General features: G+C 46.2%; 21 protein-coding genes. 16 read left to right on the top strand and 5 right to left on the bottom strand.

Going from position 1 to position 21,601, the window contains the following annotated elements; all coding sequences use genetic code 11:
- The first annotated feature begins 2 nt into the window (after positions 1-2).
- The 4 genes from ACZGCQ_RS07775 (at position 3) to ACZGCQ_RS07760 (ending at position 4,206) form a co-directional block, all read left to right on the top strand.
- On the top strand, positions 3-980 hold the full coding sequence (locus ACZGCQ_RS07775) for an alpha-ketoacid dehydrogenase subunit beta (RefSeq protein ID WP_023468851.1): 978 nt from the start codon (positions 3-5) through the stop codon (positions 978-980).
- Between the two features lie 101 nt (positions 981-1,081).
- Positions 1,082-2,374, top strand: coding sequence for a dihydrolipoamide acetyltransferase family protein (locus ACZGCQ_RS07770; RefSeq protein WP_029342177.1), 1,293 nt, complete (start codon positions 1,082-1,084; stop codon positions 2,372-2,374).
- A gap of 3 nt (positions 2,375-2,377) precedes the next feature.
- Positions 2,378-3,790, top strand: a complete 1,413-nt coding sequence (gene lpdA, locus ACZGCQ_RS07765; RefSeq protein WP_029342176.1) for a dihydrolipoyl dehydrogenase — start codon at positions 2,378-2,380, stop codon at positions 3,788-3,790.
- 110 nt (positions 3,791-3,900) lie between these two features.
- Complete coding sequence (locus ACZGCQ_RS07760) at positions 3,901-4,206, top strand: SAV0927 family protein (protein WP_481265977.1); 306 nt, start codon at positions 3,901-3,903, stop codon at positions 4,204-4,206.
- A 56-nt stretch (positions 4,207-4,262) separates the two neighbouring features.
- On the opposite strand, the gene ACZGCQ_RS07755 is transcribed toward ACZGCQ_RS07760, so the two are convergent.
- The gene (locus ACZGCQ_RS07755; protein WP_023468847.1) at positions 4,263-5,750 is read right to left on the bottom strand and encodes an aminotransferase class I/II-fold pyridoxal phosphate-dependent enzyme; all 1,488 of its coding nucleotides are present in this window, start codon (positions 5,748-5,750) and stop codon (positions 4,263-4,265) included.
- A gap of 132 nt (positions 5,751-5,882) precedes the next feature.
- On the opposite strand from ACZGCQ_RS07755, the gene ACZGCQ_RS07750 reads away from it, so the two are divergent.
- The 3 genes from ACZGCQ_RS07750 (at position 5,883) to ACZGCQ_RS07740 (ending at position 7,536) form a co-directional block, all read left to right on the top strand.
- Positions 5,883-6,155: a UPF0223 family protein gene (locus tag ACZGCQ_RS07750; RefSeq protein ID WP_029342174.1), complete on the top strand. Its 273-nt coding sequence runs from the start codon at positions 5,883-5,885 to the stop codon at positions 6,153-6,155.
- 282 nt (positions 6,156-6,437) lie between these two features.
- Positions 6,438-6,626 (top strand): hypothetical protein, encoded by a 189-nt coding sequence (locus ACZGCQ_RS07745; protein ID WP_023468845.1) that lies wholly within the window; start codon positions 6,438-6,440, stop codon positions 6,624-6,626.
- A 124-nt stretch (positions 6,627-6,750) separates the two neighbouring features.
- Positions 6,751-7,536: an inositol monophosphatase family protein gene (locus ACZGCQ_RS07740; protein WP_023468844.1), complete on the top strand. Its 786-nt coding sequence runs from the start codon at positions 6,751-6,753 to the stop codon at positions 7,534-7,536.
- A 41-nt stretch (positions 7,537-7,577) separates the two neighbouring features.
- On the opposite strand, the gene ACZGCQ_RS07735 is transcribed toward ACZGCQ_RS07740, so the two are convergent.
- On the bottom strand, positions 7,578-7,748 hold the full coding sequence (locus tag ACZGCQ_RS07735; protein WP_023468843.1) for a DUF5325 family protein: 171 nt from the start codon (positions 7,746-7,748) through the stop codon (positions 7,578-7,580).
- A gap of 184 nt (positions 7,749-7,932) precedes the next feature.
- Here ACZGCQ_RS07735 and typA point away from each other — a divergent pair, with 184 nt between their 5' ends.
- The 3 genes from typA to ACZGCQ_RS07720 all read left to right on the top strand — a co-directional run bounded on the left by typA (position 7,933) and on the right by ACZGCQ_RS07720 (position 11,377).
- Positions 7,933-9,780: a translational GTPase TypA gene (gene typA / locus ACZGCQ_RS07730; RefSeq protein WP_023468842.1), complete on the top strand. Its 1,848-nt coding sequence runs from the start codon at positions 7,933-7,935 to the stop codon at positions 9,778-9,780.
- 26 nt (positions 9,781-9,806) lie between these two features.
- Positions 9,807-10,160: a YlaH-like family protein gene (locus ACZGCQ_RS07725; RefSeq protein ID WP_023468841.1), complete on the top strand. Its 354-nt coding sequence runs from the start codon at positions 9,807-9,809 to the stop codon at positions 10,158-10,160.
- A 122-nt stretch (positions 10,161-10,282) separates the two neighbouring features.
- A complete protein-coding gene (locus ACZGCQ_RS07720; RefSeq protein ID WP_481265976.1) occupies positions 10,283-11,377 on the top strand; it encodes a PQQ-dependent sugar dehydrogenase in 1,095 nt (364 codons plus the stop codon).
- 45 nt (positions 11,378-11,422) lie between these two features.
- Here ACZGCQ_RS07720 and ACZGCQ_RS07715 read toward each other — a convergent pair whose 3' ends face one another.
- Positions 11,423-11,626 carry a YlaI family protein gene (locus tag ACZGCQ_RS07715; RefSeq protein WP_029342171.1) on the bottom strand — a complete coding sequence of 68 codons (204 nt, stop codon included), beginning with the start codon at positions 11,624-11,626 and terminating at the stop codon, positions 11,423-11,425.
- A 117-nt stretch (positions 11,627-11,743) separates the two neighbouring features.
- Here ACZGCQ_RS07715 and ACZGCQ_RS07710 point away from each other — a divergent pair, with 117 nt between their 5' ends.
- Positions 11,744-12,196 (top strand): PNPOx family protein, encoded by a 453-nt coding sequence (locus tag ACZGCQ_RS07710; RefSeq protein WP_149427636.1) that lies wholly within the window; start codon positions 11,744-11,746, stop codon positions 12,194-12,196.
- Between the two features lie 40 nt (positions 12,197-12,236).
- Positions 12,237-13,553 (top strand): PhoH family protein, encoded by a 1,317-nt coding sequence (locus tag ACZGCQ_RS07705; RefSeq protein WP_481265975.1) that lies wholly within the window; start codon positions 12,237-12,239, stop codon positions 13,551-13,553.
- 39 nt (positions 13,554-13,592) lie between these two features.
- Here the strand turns inward: ACZGCQ_RS07705 and ACZGCQ_RS07700 are convergent, their stop codons facing one another.
- Positions 13,593-14,054: a hypothetical protein gene (locus tag ACZGCQ_RS07700; RefSeq protein ID WP_481265974.1), complete on the bottom strand. Its 462-nt coding sequence runs from the start codon at positions 14,052-14,054 to the stop codon at positions 13,593-13,595.
- A 123-nt stretch (positions 14,055-14,177) separates the two neighbouring features.
- Between ACZGCQ_RS07700 and ACZGCQ_RS07695 the strand changes: the two genes are divergently transcribed.
- The 4 genes from ACZGCQ_RS07695 to ACZGCQ_RS07680 all read left to right on the top strand — a co-directional run bounded on the left by ACZGCQ_RS07695 (position 14,178) and on the right by ACZGCQ_RS07680 (position 20,657).
- Positions 14,178-14,456 carry an Fpa/YlaN family protein gene (locus tag ACZGCQ_RS07695; protein WP_023468835.1) on the top strand — a complete coding sequence of 93 codons (279 nt, stop codon included), beginning with the start codon at positions 14,178-14,180 and terminating at the stop codon, positions 14,454-14,456.
- Positions 14,457-14,526: 70 nt separating this feature from the next.
- On the top strand, positions 14,527-15,798 hold the full coding sequence (locus ACZGCQ_RS07690; RefSeq protein ID WP_481265973.1) for an FtsW/RodA/SpoVE family cell cycle protein: 1,272 nt from the start codon (positions 14,527-14,529) through the stop codon (positions 15,796-15,798).
- Complete coding sequence (locus ACZGCQ_RS07685; protein WP_481265972.1) at positions 15,791-19,225, top strand: pyruvate carboxylase; 3,435 nt, start codon at positions 15,791-15,793, stop codon at positions 19,223-19,225. Before ACZGCQ_RS07690 ends, ACZGCQ_RS07685 begins: the two co-directional genes overlap by 8 nt.
- Positions 19,226-19,301: 76 nt before the next feature.
- The gene (locus ACZGCQ_RS07680) at positions 19,302-20,657 is read left to right on the top strand and encodes a cryptochrome/photolyase family protein (RefSeq protein ID WP_481265971.1); all 1,356 of its coding nucleotides are present in this window, start codon (positions 19,302-19,304) and stop codon (positions 20,655-20,657) included.
- Between the two features lie 46 nt (positions 20,658-20,703).
- Here the strand turns inward: ACZGCQ_RS07680 and ACZGCQ_RS07675 are convergent, their stop codons facing one another.
- Positions 20,704-21,597 (bottom strand): COX15/CtaA family protein, encoded by an 894-nt coding sequence (locus ACZGCQ_RS07675; protein ID WP_029342165.1) that lies wholly within the window; start codon positions 21,595-21,597, stop codon positions 20,704-20,706.
- Positions 21,598-21,601: the final 4 nt, after the last annotated feature.

Raw genomic sequence — 21,601 nt, 5'->3', positions numbered from 1 at the left:
CCATGGCACAAATGACGATGATCCAAGCGATCACTGACGCAATGCGCGTCGAGATGAAACGCGACGAACAAGTTCTCTTGTTCGGTGAAGACGTCGGTAAAAACGGTGGGGTATTCCGTGCGACAGAAGGTCTTCAAGATGAGCTCGGCGAAGACCGCGTCTTCGATACACCACTTGCGGAATCAGGTATTGGTGGTCTTGCTGTCGGATTCAGTCTGACAGGATTCCGTCCAATCATGGAAATCCAATTCTTCGGATTCGTATTCGAAGTATTCGATTCAGTCGCAGCACAACTTGCGCGTCTCCGTTACCGTTCAGGCGGCACATACAGTGCACCTGTAACAATCCGTTCACCATTCGGTGGCGGTGTTAAAACACCGGAACTTCACGCAGATAACCTCGAAGGACTCATGGCTCAGTCACCAGGACTTAAAGTTGTCATTCCTTCAACACCATACGATGCAAAAGGTCTCTTGATCGCGTCAATCCGCGACAATGACCCAGTCGTATTCCTCGAGCACATGAAACTCTACCGTTCATTCCGCGGTGAAGTGCCAGAGGGCGATTACACGATCGAACTCGGAAAAGCTGATGTAAAACGTGAAGGTACAGATGTAACAATCGTCACTTACGGTGCGATGGTACACGCTTCACTTAAAGCAGCTGAAGAGCTCGAAAAAGAAAACATCAGCGTCGAAATCATCGACTTGATGACGATCAGCCCGATCGATATCGATACAATTCTTGCTTCTGTCAAGAAAACAAACCGTGTCGTCGTCGTTCAAGAAGCACAAAAACAAGCGGGTATCGCTGCAATGGTTGCTACTGAAATCCAAGAACGTGCAATCCTTGACCTTGAAGCACCGATCCTTCGTGTTGCTGCACCAGATACAATCTTCCCATTCGCACAAGGTGAAGACGTCTGGATCCCAGACCACAAAGATATCGTTGAGAAAGTCAAAACTGTCTACAATTTCTAAGAGCATTTCGGAAAATAAGGAGAGGGTTCCATTCTCTCCTTGCTTCCGTTTTTACAGATAACAATCGACTAGAAGAGTGAACTAAAAGGAGGCATATTCAAATGGGTTTATTTGAATTCAAATTGCCGGATATCGGTGAGGGTATTCATGAAGGTGAAATCGTAAAGTGGTTCGTAAAAGCGGGCGACACTGTCAAGGAAGACGACGTTCTTCTTGAAGTACAAAACGATAAAGCAGTCGTTGAAATCCCATCACCAGTTGATGGTACTGTTAAAGAAGTAAAAGTTGACGAAGGTGTCGTAGCTGTCGTTGGCGACGTCCTCATCACATTCGAAGTCGAAGGCGAAGGTTCTGCTCCTTCTGAAGAAGCAGAGCAACCAAAAGCTGAAGACAACGCGAAAGACGTTCAAGATACGGATCAAAAAGTGGAAGACAAACCAAACGAGGTTCAAATCCATAAATCAGAACGCGTCATCGCGATGCCATCTGTCCGTAAATATGCACGTGAAAAAGGTGTCGACATCCGTGAAGTCCAAGGTTCTGGCGACAACGGTCGTGTTGTTAAAGAAGACATCGATGCATTTGCAAACGGTGGACAAACTTCTGAAGCACCAGCAACAGAAGAAAAAGCACCAGCTGCAGCTGCTTCTGCACCAAAAACAGAAGTTAAGCCTTACGTTGCTGCTCAACCTGAACTTGAAACACGCGAGAAAATCAAAGGAATCCGTAAAGCGATTTCGAAAGCAATGGTTAACTCGAAACATACAGCTCCACACGTAACACTCATGGACGAAGTTGATGTTACGAACCTCGTAGCACTCCGTAAAAACTTCAAAGAAGTTGCGGCTGCTCAAGGTACGAAATTGACTTACCTTCCGTTCGTCGTAAAAGCATTGACTGCTGCTGCTAAGAAATACCCAGCAATCAACGCATCAATCGACGATGTAAACGAAGAAATCGTCTACAAAAACTACTTCAACATCGGTATCGCTGCAGATACAGACAACGGTCTTGTCGTACCAGTCGTTAAAGATGCAGATCGTAAATCGATCTTCTCACTCGCTGACGACATCAACGACCTTGCTGGTAAAGCACGCGAAGGAAAACTTTCTGGCGACGAGATGAAAGGTGGATCAATCACGATCACTAACATCGGTTCTGCTGGCGGTCAGTGGTTCACGCCAGTCATCAACCACCCAGAAGTTGCAATCCTCGGTATCGGCCGTATCGCTGAAAAAGCAGTCGTTAAAAACGGCGAAATCGTTGCTGCACCAGTTCTTGCACTTTCATTCAGCTTCGACCACCGTCTCATCGATGGTGCAACTGCACAAAACGCGCTTAACTTAGTTAAACGCCTATTGAACGACCCACAACTTCTCATCATGGAGGGATAAGCAATGGTAGTAGGTGAATTCGCACAAGAAACAGATTTACTCGTAATCGGGGCTGGCCCTGGTGGTTACGTTGCTGCAATCCGCGGCGCGCAACTCGGTATGAAAGTAACAATCGTTGAACGTGAAAACGTTGGCGGTGTCTGCTTAAACGTCGGATGTATCCCGTCAAAAGCCTTGATCACTGCAGGACACAACTTCCAGCATGCTAAAGGTTCAAGCGATATGGGGATCACTTCTGAGAATGCAACTGTCGATTTCTCGAAAGTTCAATCTTGGAAACAATCTGTCGTCAACAAATTGACTGGCGGCGTTAGTGGTCTTCTTAAAGGGAACAAAGTTGAGACTGTCGTTGGGGAAGCTTACTTCCAATCAGAAGATACAGTTCGTATCATCAACGAAGATTCTTCGACTCCTTACAAATTCAAGAAATGTATCATCGCGACAGGTTCGACTCCAATCGAACTTCCAGCTTTCAAATGGTCAAAACGCGTTCTTTCTTCAACAGGCGCATTGAACCTTCCTGAAATCCCGAAAAAACTCATCGTCATCGGTGGCGGATACATCGGGATGGAGCTTGGTACAGCGTATGCGAACTTCGATACAGAAGTCGTCATTCTTGAAGGAACAAAAGACATCCTTTCTGGTTTCGAGCCTGCTATGACGCAAGTCGTTAAGAAAAAGCTCAAACAAAAAGGTAACATCACAATCCACAACGAAGCACTTGCTCAAAGTGTGGAAGAGTCGGAAGATGGCGTTAAAGTAACATTCGAAGTCAACGGTGAAGCACAAACAGTTGAAGCGGACTACGTCCTCGTTACTGTTGGTCGCCGTCCGAACACTGGTGATCTTGGTCTCGAAATGGCAGAAGTTAAAGTCAGCGACCGTGGTCTTGTCGAAATCGACGATCAGTGCCGTACTTCAAACGAAAACATCTACGCAATCGGTGATATCGTTCCAGGACCACCACTTGCACACAAAGCTTCATTCGAAGCTAAAATCGCTGCTGAAGCAGCTGCAGGACACCCTGCATACCTCGACTACAGTGCAATTCCAGCGGTCGTCTTCACAGACCCAGAACTCGCTACAGTCGGTTACACGGAAGCACAAGCAAAAGAAGAAGGACTCGACTACATCGCGTCTAAATTCCCTTACGCTGCGAATGGTCGTGCACTTGCACTCAACGAGCCAGACGGCTTCTTGAAAATGATCACTCGTAAATCAGATGGTCTCTTGATCGGCGCGCAAATCGCTGGTACAGGTGCTTCTGATATGATCGCTGAAATGGGACTCGCAATCGAGTCTGGTATGACAGCTGAAGATATCGCACTCACAATCCACGCGCACCCATCACTTGGTGAAATCGCAATGGAAACTGCTGAAGTTGCAATCGGCAGCCCAATCCACATCATTAAATAATATTGAAACACCTCATTCGCGGGGAGCCGACCGTGAATGAGGTGTTTTTTTGTTTGGGCTTGATTCAAAAAAGGAAAAGGAAAAGTAAAAATTGGAGAGGGTGGACGCACATGGAATCCGTGACTACCTTGGAGGAGCTGTATTACGTATCAGAGATGGATAAGGTTCGTTTTGTCGGCTGGACGACTGCACTCGCCCGCTATGATTTTGCTGTCGTCTGTACAGGACAATTCTTCGGGAAAGTACTCGTCGTCAGTTTAACCGGTGGTCAGTCAGCGTTACTCGATCAACAGGATGTGTTGAATGGAGATGTCTTAGTTCGTACATTTGCGATTGAACAAGAGGATGTCGAAGTAATTGGTGAAGCACTCGCAGCATTCATTCCTTGTTCACCAAACGATGAGTACGCAGAATGAAATGACTAAAAAAGCAGTAATCCCCATTGAATAAGGATTACTGCTTTGTCTTGTTTTTACCGAATCGCATTCGATTGTTGAATGACTTTGATTGTCTCGAGTGAATGGTCCTCAAGGCCTTGAACCGGAAGACCAGCTTCGATGTTTTCTTTAATATAGGCAAGATTGTCTGCCGTAATCATTTCGCCTGGAATGAAGATTGGGATACCAGGTGGATATACCATCATGAATTCAGCTGAAATCCGCCCGACCGCATCAATCAACGGAATCGTCTCTGTCTCTTCATAGAATGCATCACGAGGACTGAGAGCGAGTGCTGGGATGTCTGGAAGAACAATCGAATGATCAGTCGTTTCAGCGCCATTATTTTGATAACGTGCAACAAGTAATGACATCGCATGTAGAAAGGCATCAATCGTCTCTTCCGAGTCACCAGACGTAATGATGACGAGGATGTTGTTCAAATCTGAAAGTTCAACTTCAATCCGATGTTCTTCACGTAAAAACTCTTCAACAAGGTGACCGGAAATACCAAGTCCTTTAACGGAAACGAGCACTTTCGTTGGATCAAAGGCAAACGTCGCACTCGAATGAAGATCGGATTCACCGAAAACAGCGAGATAAGGAAGCTTCGCTAATCCAAAACGCATCCGTGTCGCAAGTTCAAGTGCCCGACGATTCATCGCTTCACCATTGATCGCAAGGTGACGTCGTGCACAGTCAAGAGATGCGAGCAATAGGTAGGATGTCGATGTCGTCGTCAACATCGAGAGCACCGCTTGAACTTTATCTGGAGAAACAAGACCGCGACGAACGTTCAGGACAGAGCTTCCAGTGAGTGACCCACCGAGCTTATGCACGCTGGTTGCGGCAAGATCAGCTCCTGCTTGCATCGCAGACAATGGCATATCTTCGTGGAATGCGATATGAACGCCGTGTGCTTCGTCGACGAGTACCGGAATACCTTTACTATGGGAAAGCTTGACGATACTCTCTAAGTCGCCAGCAACGCCGAAATAGGTCGGGTTGATGACGAGAACTGCTTTTGTATCGGGATGAAGTGCAAGGGCACGTTCTACCGCGCTTGGTGTGATACCGTGCGCGATTCCGAATGTCTCATCAAATTCAGGGTGAATGAAAATCGGATGCGCACCAGAAAGAACGATAGCTGACATCACCGATTTATGCACGTTCCGAGGAACGAGAATTTTATCATCAGGTCCGACGACACTCATGATCATTGCCATGATTGCCGTTGAAGTTCCTTGTACGGAAAAGAACGTTTCGTCGGCGTGGAAGGCTTGAGCGGCCAATTGATGAGCTTCCTTAATGATTGCCTTTGGATGATGAAGATCATCAAGGGGAGCGATATTGATTAAATCGATATCGAGCGCATTCTGACCGATGAACGATCGAAAGGCTGGATCCATTCCTTGACCATTTTTATGACCGGGAATATGAAATTGAATTGGTTGACGTTTCGCATGCGCGAGTAGCGCATCGAATAAAGGTGTATCGAGCTGTGTTAAGCTTTTTGTTTGCACCAGATTTCCCCCCTTAAAACCGAATAAAAATACAATCAAACAAGCTAACTATAACAAGTTTTCGGACGGTTGCAACTGTTTTATGCTTCTTTTCCGTGTAAAATAGAAAAGTGCAGAAAGGAAGTGGGAATGATGGCATTGAATTATCCGCTCAATTCCGATTGGTCGACTGAGGAAATCGTGAAAGTCATCGACTTCTTTAATTTAGTCGAACAAGCGTATGAATCAGGCGTTGAACGACAGCGGTTGCTCGAAGCATATCGTGAATTCAAACAGATCGTCACCTCGAAATCCGAGGAGAAGCAATGGGATCAGTTTTATGCGGAAGAGACAGGTTGCTCGAGTTATCGGACGATGCAGCAGGCGAAACGTCAAGAAGAATCAATCGTTCGCATGAAGAAATAATTAGACCATGAAGATAAGACTCCTGTGCGAACGCGTGGGAGTCTTATCTTTTGATCCGACTGGAAATGTGCGGGAAATGATCAACATTTGTTTAAAGTGGAAAGGAAGCGGCTATATACTACATACAAGACGTTGACCTTACAAATATGTGAAACTGTATTTTTTAAAATTAGATGCTTTACATCTAAGTTGAATCGTACTATTATAGATTCAATCCACTAATAAGTCGCAATTGTCTGACAAATTAAACCTCTGTTTATCCCGCGAAGGAGTGTGGTTACTGTGAAACAAGTGATAGAAGCATACAAGAGAAAAGATGCAGAAAAACGCATTCCTGTATTGCGTCTCGAAATCGATTATGAGCTTGCTACATTACACGATGCGATGGTGGCAAGTGACGCAGAAGCTGTTGGCGCAAGTAAAGAGCGCCTCGAAAAATATCGTCAAGAGATGGTACGTCTTGAAGCTTGATTTCAACGTTCCGATCTCTACCTTATAATAAAATATCAACTCTTCAACCAGCGAACTGTTCGCTGGTTTTCTTTTTTTGTTACTATAGAAGAAGCTGGAAACAACGATGAAGGAGTGAACTCAAATGCAGATTGAGTTGGATGCGATAGATTTGATCAAACGAGCGGGAAAGTACATTCGCGAAAAAATTGATGGTTCGTATCACGTCGAACAAAAAACCGGAAAAAGCGATTTAGTGACGGAGATTGATCAAGCCGTCGAGGATTTATTGATTCAAGGTATTTTAGATCGCTATCCGAATCATCATATTTATGGGGAAGAGGGACGAATCGCTCGACCTGATACACTCGAAGGCACGATTTGGTTCGTTGATCCGATTGATGGAACGATGAACTTCATTCGTCAAAAACGAATGTTTGCCATCTCGATCGCGATCATGATAGATGGTGAGTTACGTTATGGTTTCGTTTACGACGTCATGGCTGATGAGTTGTTCCATGTCATCAAAGGGCATGGTGCTTATCAAAACGGCATACGATTACCACAAATCGAGGAGCGGAGTGTTAAAGAAGCAATCATCTGTATGAATGCGACCTGGGTGACACCAAATCGTCGGATCAATACGGATCGTCTTGCACCACTCGTGCGACACGCCGTCGGAGTACGAGCGATCGGTGCAGCATCACTTGAACTTGCATGGACAGCTGCAGGACGCGTTGATGGGTATATCACGATGCGTAATATGCCTTGGGATTACGCAGCCGGTCAGTTGTTGATTGAAGAGGTCGGTGGGCGTGTCGGAACGATCACAGGTGAATCAATGTCATTTCTCGAACAAACGAGTGTGCTAGCAGGGAGCCAGACGTTCGTTGAAGATGTTTTGACATTCGTACAAACACAAGAAGATTGAAAAAAGGTTTCTTTCGTTTTAAACGAAAGGAACCTTTTCGGTCATGCTTGTTTTCGTAAACGTGCCTTTAAGACGAACCCAGCACCCATCGCAACAATCATCAAGATGACAGAGGCAATCGTCATCGGAACGTTTTGTTCCGCGATGAAGATGCCGATGGCTGCCATGGATCCTACGGCAAGCATGGCGAGTAATAAAAATAGCAGGCGCATGTTTTTTCCCCCTCTACCCGTGAGTACGTTAACAGTGTAGCGTGAATGAAGGATAATGAAAAGGCTTTCGGAGTGATGTCGAATCTTAGTCATTGCCAATTAGGACTCTACCTGTGCTATACTCTTAAAGTTGACCGAAAGTATGATAAGATTTATTTAAATGAATAGAAAGAGGTACACACCTATGACAACATTAGTACGAAATGATTTACGCAACGTTGCGATCATCGCCCACGTTGACCATGGTAAAACAACATTAGTCGATGAGCTTTTAAAACAGTCTGGTACGTTCCGTACGAACGAACAAGTCGAAGAACGCGCAATGGACTCAAATGACATCGAGCGGGAACGTGGAATCACGATTCTTGCGAAAAACACTGCAATTGACTACAAGAACACACGCATCAACATCGTTGATACGCCAGGACACGCCGATTTCGGTGGAGAAGTTGAGCGGATCATGCGTATGGTTGATGGCGTCATCCTCGTCGTCGATGCACGTGAAGGCTGTATGCCACAAACACGTTTCGTTTTGAAAAAAGCACTCGAGCAAGGACTTCAACCAATCGTCGTCGTCAACAAAATCGACAAACCGATGGTCCGTCCTCTTGAAGTCGTCGACGAAGTCGTTGATCTCTTGATCGACCTCGGAGCTGACGAAGATCAACTCGAATTCCCAGTCGTTTATGCATCGGCAGTCAACGGCTCAAGTTCATTTGAACCTGAATTAGAAAAACAAGAAGATACAATCACGAACGTTCTTGATTTGATTCTTGAGCACACACCAGCACCTGTCGATAACACAATGGAGCCGCTTCAGTTCCAAGTGACGATGCTTGACTATGATAACTACCTCGGACGGATCGGTGTCGGTCGTGTCTTCCGTGGAGAAATCAAAGTTGGCGATAGCGTTTCGCTTTCGAAACTTGACGGCTCAACGAAGAACTTCCGTGTTACGAAGTTGTTCGGTTACTTCGGTCTAAAACGTGTCGAAATCGAAACAGCAAAAGCTGGAGATTTGATCGCGATCGCTGGTATGGAAGATATCAACGTCGGTGAGACGGTTTGCCCGACTTCACACGTTGATCCACTCCCATTATTACGTATCGATGAGCCAACGCTTCAAATGACATTCATCGTCAACAACTCGCCATTCGCTGGTCGTGAAGGGGATCTCGTTACTTCACGTAAAATCGAAGAGCGTCTTGAAAAAGAACTCGAAACAGACGTTTCACTTCGCATCGAAAACACGGACTCACCGGACCGCTGGATCGTTTCTGGTCGTGGGGAACTTCACCTCGGGATCTTGATCGAAAACATGCGCCGTGAAGGATACGAAATCCAAGTATCAAAACCGCAAGTTATCATCAAAGAAGAAGAAGGCGTCAAAGTCGAGCCATTCGAACGCGTCGTCATCGATACACCAGAAGAGTACACAGGTTCTGTCATGGAATCGATCGGTCTCCGTAAAGGTGAATTGACGAACATGCAAACAATGGACAACGGTCAAACGAAAATGGAATTCATCGTTCCTTCACGTGGTTTGATCGGTTACCGTAACGAATTCCTTTCTGCTACACGCGGATACGGAATCATGAACCACACATTCGAAGAATACCGTCCGTTCATCCAAGCGGATATCGGTGGACGTCGCAGTGGAGTTATGGTCTCAATCGAAACAGGTAAAGCAACTGCTTACGCGATCTCAGCTCTTGAAGACCGCGGAACGATCTTCATCGAGCCTGGTATCGAAGTATACGAAGGTATGATCATCGGCGAATGTAACCGTGATGTCGATCTCGCTGTCAACGTCGTTAAAGCAAAACAATTAACGAACATGCGTGCATCTGCAAAAGATTCAACGAACGTTCTTAAACGTCCACGTGTCTTCTCACTTGAAGAGTCGTTGACATTCTTGAACGAAGATGAGTACTGTGAAATCACACCACAATCGGTTCGTCTCCGTAAACAAGTCTTGAACAAGAACGAACGTGAAAAGCAAGAAAAACGTCGTCGTCTAGGTAAAGATTGAGTCTTGAACGAATAGGGGGACTGGCAATGAATGCACAAGCTGCCGTTGCTTCTGATTTCTCGAAATACGATATTCCGTTCATCGCGAAACTTCTCGGTATCGGAAGTGATCCGAATAACATCGAAGCGGGATTTTATCCTTTAATGATTACCGTTGTCATTTTGACGCTTGTCGTCTTTAAGTTAGGATTTGCTAAGGAACTGGCATGGTGGAAATCACTGATCGTCTATCTCTTGCTCGCCGTCTTCTCGGCAGCATTGACGCTTGTCTTCTGGACATGGCCGATTCCTGAAGTACTTCTTGCGATGGTCTTCGTACTTGGTATTTATCGCTTCCGGATGTGGATGGTCAAGCGTGAACGTGAACGGACAGCTTCTTGACGGAAGCGTGTCATGAATCAAAAGAACGAATCTCTTCGGAGGTTCGTTCTTTTTTTTGAGCCAATTCAGATGCATGATTTAAAGCGGAGCGGGAACAATGATACTAAAAGGGGGAGAAAACAGTGAAAATAAGGTATGTCATACCCCTACTGTTAACGGGTATTCTGATGGGCTGTACGCAAACGTCAGAAGAATCGTCAACAGAGGAAACGAATCAGACGACACAAGAAAACAATAAACAGGATTCAGGTGATCAAGAAGCGACGCAATCATCTCAAGCGCAAGAAGGCGTCGTATTTAAAGAGCTAAACGCTCCGTGGAATATCGTCCGAGAAGGAGAGGTATTTTACATCACGGAACGTGAAGGAACGATTGTCAAAGGAGAACAAGATGATTATGAACGGATGCGCCTTCAGCTGAAAGAGGATGTCCTCGCTGAAGGAGAAGGTGGATTGCTTGGGATGGTACTCGATCCTGATTTTAAGGACAATAAGACAGCATACGTCTACCATACGTACGCCAAACAAGGACAAGCGACGAATCGCGTCATCGCGATAAAAGAAGAGGGCGACCAGTGGACGGAAGAACGTGTCTTACTCGATGATATTCCCGGAGCGACGATTCATAACGGGGGACGGCTGGAGTGGGGACCTGAGGGCGCACTCTACGTCACAGCAGGAGACGCAGCGAATCCCGAACTGGCGCAAGACATTGATTCGTTGGCAGGAAAGATTTTACGCATCACATCTGAAGGGGAACCGTTCGAGGGGAATCAAAAAGGATACGTCTACAGTCTCGGTCACCGGAATCCACAAGGACTTGTTTTCGTCGATGATCAACTGTATGCAAGCGAACATGGACAAAGTGGGCACGATGAAATCAACCGAATCGAACAAAAGAACTATGGATGGCCGACGATTGAAGGGAAAGAACAAGCTGAAGGACTGGTGACGCCGTGGTATGAAGTAGGAGAACAATCTGTTGCACCAAGTGGAGTGGCAACAGCAGAGAATACACTGTATTTTGCAACACTTGTCGGACAGCGATTACAAACGATTGATTTAGAGACGAAGCAAGTCAAGACGGTTGTCGAAAACCAAGGTCGGATTCGAGATGTCTGGATTGACGAGACGTCGATTTACTATATTACAAATAATACGGACGGAAGAGGGAATCCATCGACAGATGATGATCGACTCGTTCGAATCAATCGATGAACAATAAAAAAGGTCTGTCAGGGAATTTCCCCGCAGACCTTTTGTTTACCAGTGTTTTCGTTTTGTTTCCCAAGTCGGGTATAAATGGAATTGTCCAGAAGCGTGGCGTTCAAGTGTCCGTTCTTCTACGCGTGATCGACACTCATCACAGATATGGACACGAACAGGTTTATTGCGTAATCGCTTCGCCGTGAAGGACCAATCATCAATCGTTTCACGCTTATCGCAAATCGTACATTTCACTCGCATGTCAGGTCCTCCCTTTTTTTCTTAGTATATCATATTAGAAGATTATTCAGATGTAAAAAAGGGAAACGAGAAGTATATATCGAAATATCATCACTAAGTCGTAGAGGGGGTGATGTCATGGCAAATAAAGTTGAACAACAGCTCAACTCAGGTCAACTAGAAGCACTATCGCAATTACCACTCGTTTTTTTGATTACGCATGATCAATCCAAACATTGGCCCATCACACATGCAATCAGTTGGGTACATGCGACGGATTCACAAACGATTCGTTTTACAATCGAAGCAGATTCTCATCTCGTTAAAACATTACGAGAACATCCGGTCTTCACATTGATCTTTTTTGCAGATCAGTCGACGTACAGCTTAACATGTACGGACGTCAAGGCGTTTACGCCGCAAGAAGACCTTCCGTTGCCACTCGCTTTTTATGAGGGACGCGTTGAGGAGGTACGTGACATCTTGTTTTACGGAGCAGCTGTCACACAACGACCAACTATCGAAAAAACATACGATGAACAGGCAGCTGAACGGTTGGATCAACTCGTTCATCGCATCCTAAAAGCGTAACATTCATCACAAACTCGACTCTAAAGGGGCGAACGATGGAATGAAAAAAATATACGTACTTGATACTAATGTCATGCTTCACGATCCACTTTCTCTATTCCAATTCCAGGAGCACGACGTCGTCATACCAGCGATCGTACTAGAAGAACTAGATGGAAAAAAACGCAACATGGATGAGGTTGGACGTAATGCACGAGAAACAGCTCGCATTTTAGATCAATTACGAGAAACGGGTCAGCTTCATGCGGGAGTGCCACTCGGAAACGGCGGTATTCTTCGCGTCGATATCGGGGACTCCATTCATGAAGGTTCGCCGTTTACGCATGAATCAAACGATAATAAGATCATTGAACTGGCGTGGTCGATTCATCAGGAACAACAAACCGAAGCGCCCCCACGAGATGTCATTCTCGTCTCAAAAGATATCTTAGTCCGCGTCAAAGCGGATGCGTATGGATTAGTCGCTGAAGACTATATGACGGATCATATCGCTGATTTGACCGGTCTTTATACAGGATTCATCGAAGTGACCGTCGATCAGGAATATATTGATGCCTTCTATCAGGACAAACGGCTTTCAGTGGATGTCTTGACAGAAAAAGTGCAACCGAATGAGTTCGTCATCTTAAAAAGTAATATGTCGAAAGCCTCAGCCATCGCCGTCGTTGATCAGAACCTGCCGATTATCCGGGCACTTTCGATCGATGTCGATCAAGTCTGGGGCGTCATTCCACGAAACGTCCAACAACGAATGGCATTTGAATTGTTATTACGTGACGATGTACCACTTGTAACACTCGTTGGTAAGGCAGGTACCGGAAAAACGTTACTCGCACTCGCTGCGGGTCTCCTTCAAGTAGAAGATGAGCATAAATATAAAAAATTGGTCGTTGCTCGTCCTGTCGTACCGATGGGAAACGATATCGGCTACTTGCCGGGTGAAATGGAAGAGAAGCTTCGTCCGTGGATGCAACCCATCTACGATAACCTCGAACACCTTTTCAATACGGGATCAGGAGACGAACTTGGTAACATTCTCGCCGGAATGAAGACGATTCAACTGGAAGCATTAACGTATATCCGGGGACGTAGTATGCCGGGGCAATTCATCATCATCGATGAAGCGCAGAATTTGACGAAACATGAAGTGAAGACGATTTTGACACGTGTCGGTGAAAACTCGAAAATCGTGTTAGTCGGGGATCCGCAACAGATTGATCATCCGTATCTAGATGAGTATTCCAATGGTTTATCCTACGCTGTAGAACGACTCAAAAATGAGAAGATGACGGGACACGTCAAACTCGTCAAAGGGGAGCGCTCGAACTTGGCACGTCTTGCAGCCGATTTACTATAAAAAAACGTGGTGCGTCTAATCAGGCGCACCACGTTTTCCTTATATGACGGTAACCGTATGAACGGATTTGACGATCCGATGTCCGTGCAACAAATGAACGGGTCCATTTGCTAATACTTTGCCGTCTTGTGAGAACTGCAAATACACTTCGTCGAGTTGCTCAAGTGGAAGTTCAACCGTTTCTTCGCCTTCAAAACGAATAGCGATCGCATCCGGTAAGAGTTCAGCATTCCGGATGAACGGCGCAAGCGCCATCGCGAATGACCCTTGAAGCGCGGCTTCTTTTTCAGCACGTGTCATCGGACGATTGTGATCCGTACGACTGCCTTCCATGATACCTTTATCCCACGCAGCCCCCATTTTCGCGTAGTAAGCTTCTTGTTCACTTGTGTCGGCTGGTTGCCCGATTTTCTCGATTGCCACCTTTCGTTCATCAAAGATCCAGACTGTCGGATCAATCGTTAACTGATGCCGTACTTTACCGTTAATCGGAAAAATCATTTGTTCTACCCCCTAAATGTGTAAGTCCAACAAATCCATTATACCGAAACGTTGAATTGTTGGCGAAAGTAAGGTAAAGTTTAGCTATAACAGGAACGCGTCATTTGATGAGGAGGGATTGGATTGTCAACTGAAATCGAGACAGTTCATCGCCAGCGCGCTCTTGAGCTACTAGAAGCGGATGCACAAAAAATCCGCCGGTTGATCGAGGTCCAGCTTGCGAATTTAACGATGCCACAATGTCCTCTTTACGAGGAAGTATTGGATACACAAATGTTCGGATTATCCCGTCAGATTGATTTTGCGGTACGTCTTGAACTGATTGATGCGGGTGAGGGGAAACAATTACTCGAATCACTTGAACAGCAATTATCTGATTTACATGATGCGGAGACGTGCTGATTTTCTACTCAAACGTGAAATGCGGCGTTTGGGTATTTTTTTTTAGAAAATGAAAAAAGGACGTGTACATATGTTAGCGAAGTTTAAAGAAAAACGAGCATTTTTTGACTATGGTCTCTTCTTTACGATGCTCATCCTCATGGCGATCAGTACGGTCATGGTCTATAGTGCGAGCGTGTGGAACGGTGGAGATTATGCGAATACGTCCTTCTTTGAGAAGCAGTTGATGTTTGATGCGATGGCGATCGTATTGTTCCTTTTCGTTTCGCAAATAAACCATGAGGTGTTCCGTGGACCAGTGATTCGTTTACTCTTGTACGCGATTACATGGTTGATGTTGATGGCGACGCTGTTTTCGGCACCACTAAACGGGGCTCGCGCATGGTTGAACTTTGGTATCTTCTTGATTCAACCAATCGAGCTTTGTAAATTTGTGCTCGTCGTCGGACTTGCGAGTTATTTTGATCAAAAGCACAAAGGGAAAATGGATGGCGTGATTGGGATCGTCCATCACTTTATCCATCGTCAAATTCCAGCGACGTCTCCAGGAAGACGAATTTTACTTAGTTTCTCGGACTGGATCTTGATTCCGATGATTGTATTACTTGCACCTTACGCGATCATCATTCGCATGCAACCGGATGACGGTGGATTGTTCATTCTGTTACTCATCACAGCGATGATTTTATTCGCAGTTGGATTACCGAGTGGTTACATCATGTTATGTGTCGTCACCGTACCAATCATCTTCTTGTACGCATGGAATAATTTTTCGGATAATCAGATGCAACGGATTCAAGCAAGTTTGAATCCCTTCCTTGATGCAGAAGGTAAGGGGTATCAGCTCATCAACTCCGTCATATCAATTGCCCACGGGGGATTATTCGGAGTCGGTCTCGGGAATAGTTTTCAAAAGTATGGTTATCTGCCAGAGCCTGAAACGGACTATATCATGTCGATCATCTCGGAGGAGCTCGGATTCATCGGGGTTCTCGTCGTACTCGGTCTATTGTTCTTCTTGATGATTCAAGGGGCGATCATCGCTAATCGGTGTGTCTCGCTGTACTCGAGCATGCTCGCGCTCGGTATTTCGGGTATCATCTTCATCCAGACATGTATCAATATCGCGGCGATGTCTGGTCTGTTTCCAGGTACAGGTGTCACCTTGCCATTCATCAGTTACGGTGGATCATCGTTACTTGTCATGAGTACGATGCTTGGTGTGATGGCGAACATTTCCATGCAAAACAAATATCGGATGGCGTATCATAAAGAAGTGCAGACTGCACGTTCGATGAGTGCCACGAGCTCATTAACTAAAGGGGGAGCATCAGTTGACTAAAATCCAGAAGATTCTCGTAGCAAACCGCGGGGAAATCGCGATTCGCGTTTTCCGTGCAGCGACAGAACTCGGTATTCGTACCGTTGCCATTTATTCGCGAGAGGACATGGGTTCTCTTCATCGCTATAAAGCCGATGAAGCGTACCGGATCGGAGAAGGAAAAAAACCGATCGAAGCCTATCTCGACATTGAAGATATCATTGCAACAGCGAAAAAAGCCGAATGTGATGCGATCCATCCTGGTTATGGATTCCTCTCTGAGAATATTGAGCTAGCCAAACGTTGCCGTGAAGAAGGCATCATCTTCATCGGACCGCAAGAAGAGCACCTGTATAAATTCGGGGATAAAGTACGGGCACGGACGACGGCGATTGAAGCTGGTCTTCCTGTCATTCCAGGAACGGATGGTCCGATCTCATCCATTGATGAAGCGTATGCGTTCGCAAAAGAAGCAGGCTATCCACTCATGGTCAAGGCATCGCTTGGCGGTGGTGGACGCGGTATGCGTGTCGTCCGGACAGAAGAAGAGCTTCCAGACATGATTGAACGTGCGAAATCTGAAGCCTTGAAAGCGTTCGGTTCGGATGAGATTTACGTCGAAAAATTAATCGAACGACCAAAACATATTGAAGTTCAAATCATCGGTGATGCTCATGGGAACATCATTCATTTGTTTGAACGTGATTGTTCCGTACAGCGTCGTCACCAAAAAGTCGTCGAAGTGGCACCATGTGTCACGCTATCAGACGAAGGGCGACAAAAGATTTGTGACGCAGCCGTCACGTTGATGAAACATGTCGGATACGAAAACGCGGGGACGGTCGAATTTCTCGTGACACAAGATGAATCGTTCTATTTCATCGAGGTCAACCCACGTGTCCAAGTCGAGCACACGATTACGGAGATGATCACAGGCGTTGATATCGTCCAGACACAAATTCGTGTTGCTGAAGGCGAATCGTTACATAGCGACCTCGTTGGTATTCCGCAACAAGAAGACATTAAGATGCTTGGGTTTGCGATCCAAAGCCGAATTACGTCAGAAGACCCAGAGAATGGCTTCTTGCCAGATACAGGGAAAATTAAAGCCTATCGTTCACCAGGTGGTTTTGGTGTACGTCTTGATGGTGGGAACGCTTATGTCGGAGCAGAAATTTCACCATATTATGACTCGCTGCTCGTTAAAATCTCGACACACGGTTTGACATACGACCAAGCCGTTGCGAAGATGCGTCGAAACTTAAGTGAATTCCGAATCCGTGGGATCAAGACGAATATTCCATTCTTAAGCAACGTCTTGAAACACCATGCGTTCGTCAGCGGGGATTACAACACATCGTTCATTGATGATACACAAGAATTATTCATCTTCCCGAAACGCCAAGACCGGGGAACGAAACTATTGACGTACATCGGAGAGGTTTCCGTCAATGGATTCCCGGGAATCGGAAAATTGGACAAGCCGCTTGCGCGTGACGTCCGGATTCCAAAAAATCTCCCGACAGACTATACACCAGGTGCCAAAGCGATTCTCGACGCGGAAGGTCCAGAAGCCGTCGCAAAATGGTTGGCAGCTCAGGAAAACGTTTTGTTGACAGATACGACATTCCGTGACGCCCATCAGTCGCTCCTTGCGACGCGGATGCGGACGAAGGATCTCGTCGCGATTGCAGAGGCGGAAGCGAAACTGCTACCTGAATTGTTCTCTGTCGAAGCATGGGGAGGCGCAACGTTTGATGTCGCCTACCGATTCTTATCGGAGGATCCATGGGTTCGTCTGATGAAATTGCGTGAAAAGATGCCGAACGTCCTCATTCAAATGTTGCTTCGTGGTGCGAACGGCGTTGGTTACAAAAACTATCCGGACAACGTCATTCACACGTTCGTCAAGGAAGCAGCGCAAGCAGGAGTCGACGTCTTCCGAATCTTCGATAGCTTGAACAACCCGGAGTCGATTCAACTCGCAATCGATGCGGTCTTGCCGACAGGTAAAATCGCGGAAGCAGCTGTCTGTTACACAGGGGACTTATTCGATGCGAATCGTCCGAAATACCACCTGCCGTATTACGTCAATCTGGCGAAAAAACTGGAAGAAAGCGGCGCTCATATCATTGCGATCAAGGATATGGCGGGTCTCTTGAAACCGGAAGCAGCCTATGCGCTCGTATCAGCACTCAAAGATGCGGTATCGTTACCAATCCATCTCCACACACACGATGCGAGTGGGAACGGGATTTACACGTATGCGCGTGCGATCGATGCAGGTGTCGACGTCGTTGACGTTGCGGCATCAAGTATGTCAGGACTGACAAGTCAGCCAGCGGGCGGAAGCTTGATTCATGCCTTAAGTGGTCATCCACGTCAACCGCTCGTCTCAGCACAGAAGTTTGAACAGGTCTCGGATTATTGGCAGGATGTGCGTCATCTGTACCAAGCATTCGAACTCGATATGATCGCACCGAATCCAACGGTCTATGATCACGAGATGCCAGGTGGACAATACTCGAACTTACAGCAACAAGCAAAAGCAGTTGGACTTGCGGATCGTTGGTCTGAAGTCAAAGAGATGTATGCGCGTGTCAATATGCTGTTTGGAGATATCGTCAAGGTCACACCATCGTCGAAAGTCGTCGGAGACATGGCACTCTTCATGGTTCAACATCATCTGACAGAAGAAGATGTCTTGCAACGCGCAAGTGGACTTGATTTCCCGGATTCAGTCGTCGAACTGATGAAAGGGGAGCTCGGAACACCACCAGATGGTTTCCCGCAAGACGTTCAACAGGCTATTCTCAAGGGAGTTGCTCCGCTGACAGAACGCCCAGGTAAGATGATGGAACCACTCAACTTCGATGCGATCAAACATGAGTTGTTTGAAAAACTTGAACGTCCAGTCACGGAGTTTGATGCACTCGCTTACGCGCTCTATCCAAAAGTCTTCATGGATTACAGTTCGTACGTCGCGCGATATGGTGACATTTCTGTTCTTGATACGAATACATTCTTCCATGGAATGCGTTTAGGTGAGACGATCGAGGTTGAAATCGAACGAGGCAAGACACTCTACCTCAAGTTGATTCAAATCGGGCAGCCAGACGACCATGGTATGCGGACGATCTATTACGAGATGAACGGTGTGCCTCGTGAAGTCGAAGTCAAAGACATCAGTATCAAGGAAAGTTCATCAAGTCGTCCAAAAGCAGATCGAAGCAACGCGAAACAAATCGGTGCATCCATGCCGGGTAGCGTGCTGAAGGTACTCGTCGAGACGGGTACACGTGTCCGTAAAGGAGAGCAACTCCTCGTCACGGAAGCGATGAAGATGGAAACGACGATCCAAGCACCGGAAGACGGTGAAATCAAAGCCGTCCACGTCAAGGAAGGCGAAGCAATCGCGAGTCAAGACTTACTGATTGAATTCGTATAAGGGTCACAACGAAAAACAGGCGCACGCTCGGCGGGCTGCCTGTTTTTCATTCAATACGTAGTGGGAGAGGATACGATTGAACATTATTTGTTGGGTACGAAGTGATTTTCGATTACAAGATAATCACATGTTGGCACGTGCTGTTGAATTACTAAAAGAAAATCCGAAGGCGACGGTCGAATTCGTCTTTTGGCTCAATCCGGATTACATCGGAGAATATGAAGCACGGCAACAATATTTCTTCCAAGCGCTCGAAACATTTTCTGATGCCTGCAAAGAGAAAGAGATGCCAATCCGTTTCATCGAAGGCGATGAACAGGCGTTCTTAGATGCAACCGATGATGCGGACATCTTGTTATTTAATGCGGAATATGTCGAACCATTTAAGACGCGAGATGAAAAAATCATTAAAAAGCGTAAAGATCGTCAGACGGAGCGACTACTAGACCGACATCTTCTTCACCCACATGACATTAAAAAGCAAGATGGAAAGTTCTATAAAGTATTCACGCCATATAAGAATGCATTCATGAAAAAAGACATTCCTGCACCATATGAAGTGAAATGGCAAACGCTGCGGGATCATTATCAAAAGCGTCAGCACGATAATAGTTTCATCGACGCATATTTTAAAAAGGCAGAGTCGGAAGCCGTCTTCCATCCTGGTGAAAAGCAGGCGAAACAACGCTTGAAGAAATTCATCGAACAATCGCTTGAAGGTTACGAAGAGAACCGTGATCTTCCAGCTGTTGACGGTACAAGCTTACTCTCCCGCTATTTACGGACTGGAGAAATAGGCATTCGAACGGTCTATGCGGCTGTTCAGGAGGCAAAAAAATCAAAAGGAAAACAGACCTTCATCACGGAACTCATCTGGCGTGAATTCTATTACATGATTTTAATGCATTTCCCGGAATCGAAACGACAAGCCGTCAATACGCAATATCGGGAAATCGAATGGGAGAAAGATGAAGAGGGCTTCAAAGCGTGGTGTGAGGGCAAGACGGGCTATCCGATCGTTGATGCGGCGATGCGACAATTGAATCAAACGGGGTGGATGCATAATCGTCTACGGATGATCGTCGCTTCTTTCCTGACAAAAGACCTGTTAGTCGATTGGCAGAAAGGCGAACAGTATTTCCAGCAGAAACTCGTTGATTACGAAGCGGCATCAAACATCGGGGGGTGGCAATGGGCTGCATCAGTCGGAACGGATGCCGTTCCGTACTTCCGCGTCTTCAATCCGACGACTCAATCGAAGAAGTTCGATAAGGATGGCGAGTTCATTCGAAAGTATGTTACGGAAATCAAGGATTTATCAAAGCAGTATATTCATGAACCGACTGCTGAGCAACGCAAGGATTATGGCTATCCAGAACCAATCGTCGCACACGACGAAGCACGAAAGCGTGCGATTGCTCGATTCAAATAATGAAAAAAGGATGTCCCTCAAGCGAGGAACATCCTTTTTTACGATCTTATTGAAGACGACTGTTTGCCTTGCGCGTTCGGAATGCATGGTACGTCAAGTAAGATAAGACACCGAAGTAACATGTGATCAAGAAAGCATGGAGTAACGGGACATACGTTGCATGTCCACCAAGAACGATCCAAGCCCCAGTGGCGACTTGGCACGAGATGAAGAACGTCGCAAACGCCATACCAATCGTTGTCGTCCGGTGTTTTAAGCGAATCGCAACGACATGGACGAATAAGGTGAACAGGAACAATAGTCCTGCCATGATCCGGTGAATCATCTGCACCCACGCTTCGAACGTCATTGACGGTTGAGAACAGACAGGCCAACCAACGCAAGCATATGTAGCGCCGACGTGGCGTACGTAAGCACCGGTATATACGACGATTAGCGTATAGATGAGTAGAGCGTATAAGAGTTTCCGTAAGAATGCTGGGACCGATTCCCTGAATTCCTGACCCGGACGCTCCATGATCAACAACGTCAAAATCAACAGCGAAGCAAAGGAAATCAAGGAGATACCGAAATGTAACGCCATGACGAGGTCCGATTGTTGCCAAACGACAGCACCAGCGCCGACGATCGATTGAATCAACATGAAGATGAAGGCGAGAAACGCGAAGATCTTCGTATCGAGTCGATCCTTGAAGGCAACGAGCGTCCAGAGACATAAGGCGATGATTAAGAGTCCAACGACTCCAGTTACAGCACGGTGGCTATATTCAATCATCGTTTCAACACTTGGGTTCGTCGGAATGAGTTCCCCATGACAGAGTGGCCAATCCGTTCCACAACCATCGCCAGAATCCGTTTTTGTGACTGTCCCACCCATCAGCAAGACGATCATCATCGTAAACGTGACGAAGGCTGAAAACATCGAAAGCTTTCGATTCAAGATT

The organism is Exiguobacterium sp. HSB13 (assembly GCF_056764755.1).
This window is presented reverse-complemented; position numbering and strand designations above follow the sequence as displayed.

Bases quoted from the DNA above. Each gene is read 5' to 3' on its own strand.
- ACZGCQ_RS07760 (WP_481265977.1), top strand. From the start codon at position 3,901: ATGGAATCCGTGACTACCTTGGAGGAGCTGTATTACGTATCAGAGATG.
- ACZGCQ_RS07725 (WP_023468841.1), top strand. From the start codon at position 9,807: ATGAATGCACAAGCTGCCGTTGCTTCTGATTTCTCGAAATACGATATT.
- ACZGCQ_RS07705 (WP_481265975.1), top strand. From the start codon at position 12,237: ATGAAAAAAATATACGTACTTGATACTAATGTCATGCTTCACGATCCA.
- ACZGCQ_RS07735 (WP_023468843.1), bottom strand. From the start codon at position 7,748: ATGCGCCTGCTATTTTTATTACTCGCCATGCTTGCCGTAGGATCCATG.
- ACZGCQ_RS07710 (WP_149427636.1), top strand. From the start codon at position 11,744: ATGGCAAATAAAGTTGAACAACAGCTCAACTCAGGTCAACTAGAAGCA.
- ACZGCQ_RS07775 (WP_023468851.1), top strand. From the start codon at position 3: ATGGCACAAATGACGATGATCCAAGCGATCACTGACGCAATGCGCGTC.
- ACZGCQ_RS07690 (WP_481265973.1), top strand. From the start codon at position 14,527: ATGTTAGCGAAGTTTAAAGAAAAACGAGCATTTTTTGACTATGGTCTC.
- ACZGCQ_RS07740 (WP_023468844.1), top strand. From the start codon at position 6,751: ATGCAGATTGAGTTGGATGCGATAGATTTGATCAAACGAGCGGGAAAG.
- lpdA (WP_029342176.1), top strand. From the start codon at position 2,378: ATGGTAGTAGGTGAATTCGCACAAGAAACAGATTTACTCGTAATCGGG.
- typA (WP_023468842.1), top strand. From the start codon at position 7,933: ATGACAACATTAGTACGAAATGATTTACGCAACGTTGCGATCATCGCC.
- ACZGCQ_RS07715 (WP_029342171.1), bottom strand. From the start codon at position 11,626: ATGCGAGTGAAATGTACGATTTGCGATAAGCGTGAAACGATTGATGAT.
- ACZGCQ_RS07750 (WP_029342174.1), top strand. From the start codon at position 5,883: ATGGCATTGAATTATCCGCTCAATTCCGATTGGTCGACTGAGGAAATC.
- ACZGCQ_RS07770 (WP_029342177.1), top strand. From the start codon at position 1,082: ATGGGTTTATTTGAATTCAAATTGCCGGATATCGGTGAGGGTATTCAT.
- ACZGCQ_RS07700 (WP_481265974.1), bottom strand. From the start codon at position 14,054: ATGATTTTTCCGATTAACGGTAAAGTACGGCATCAGTTAACGATTGAT.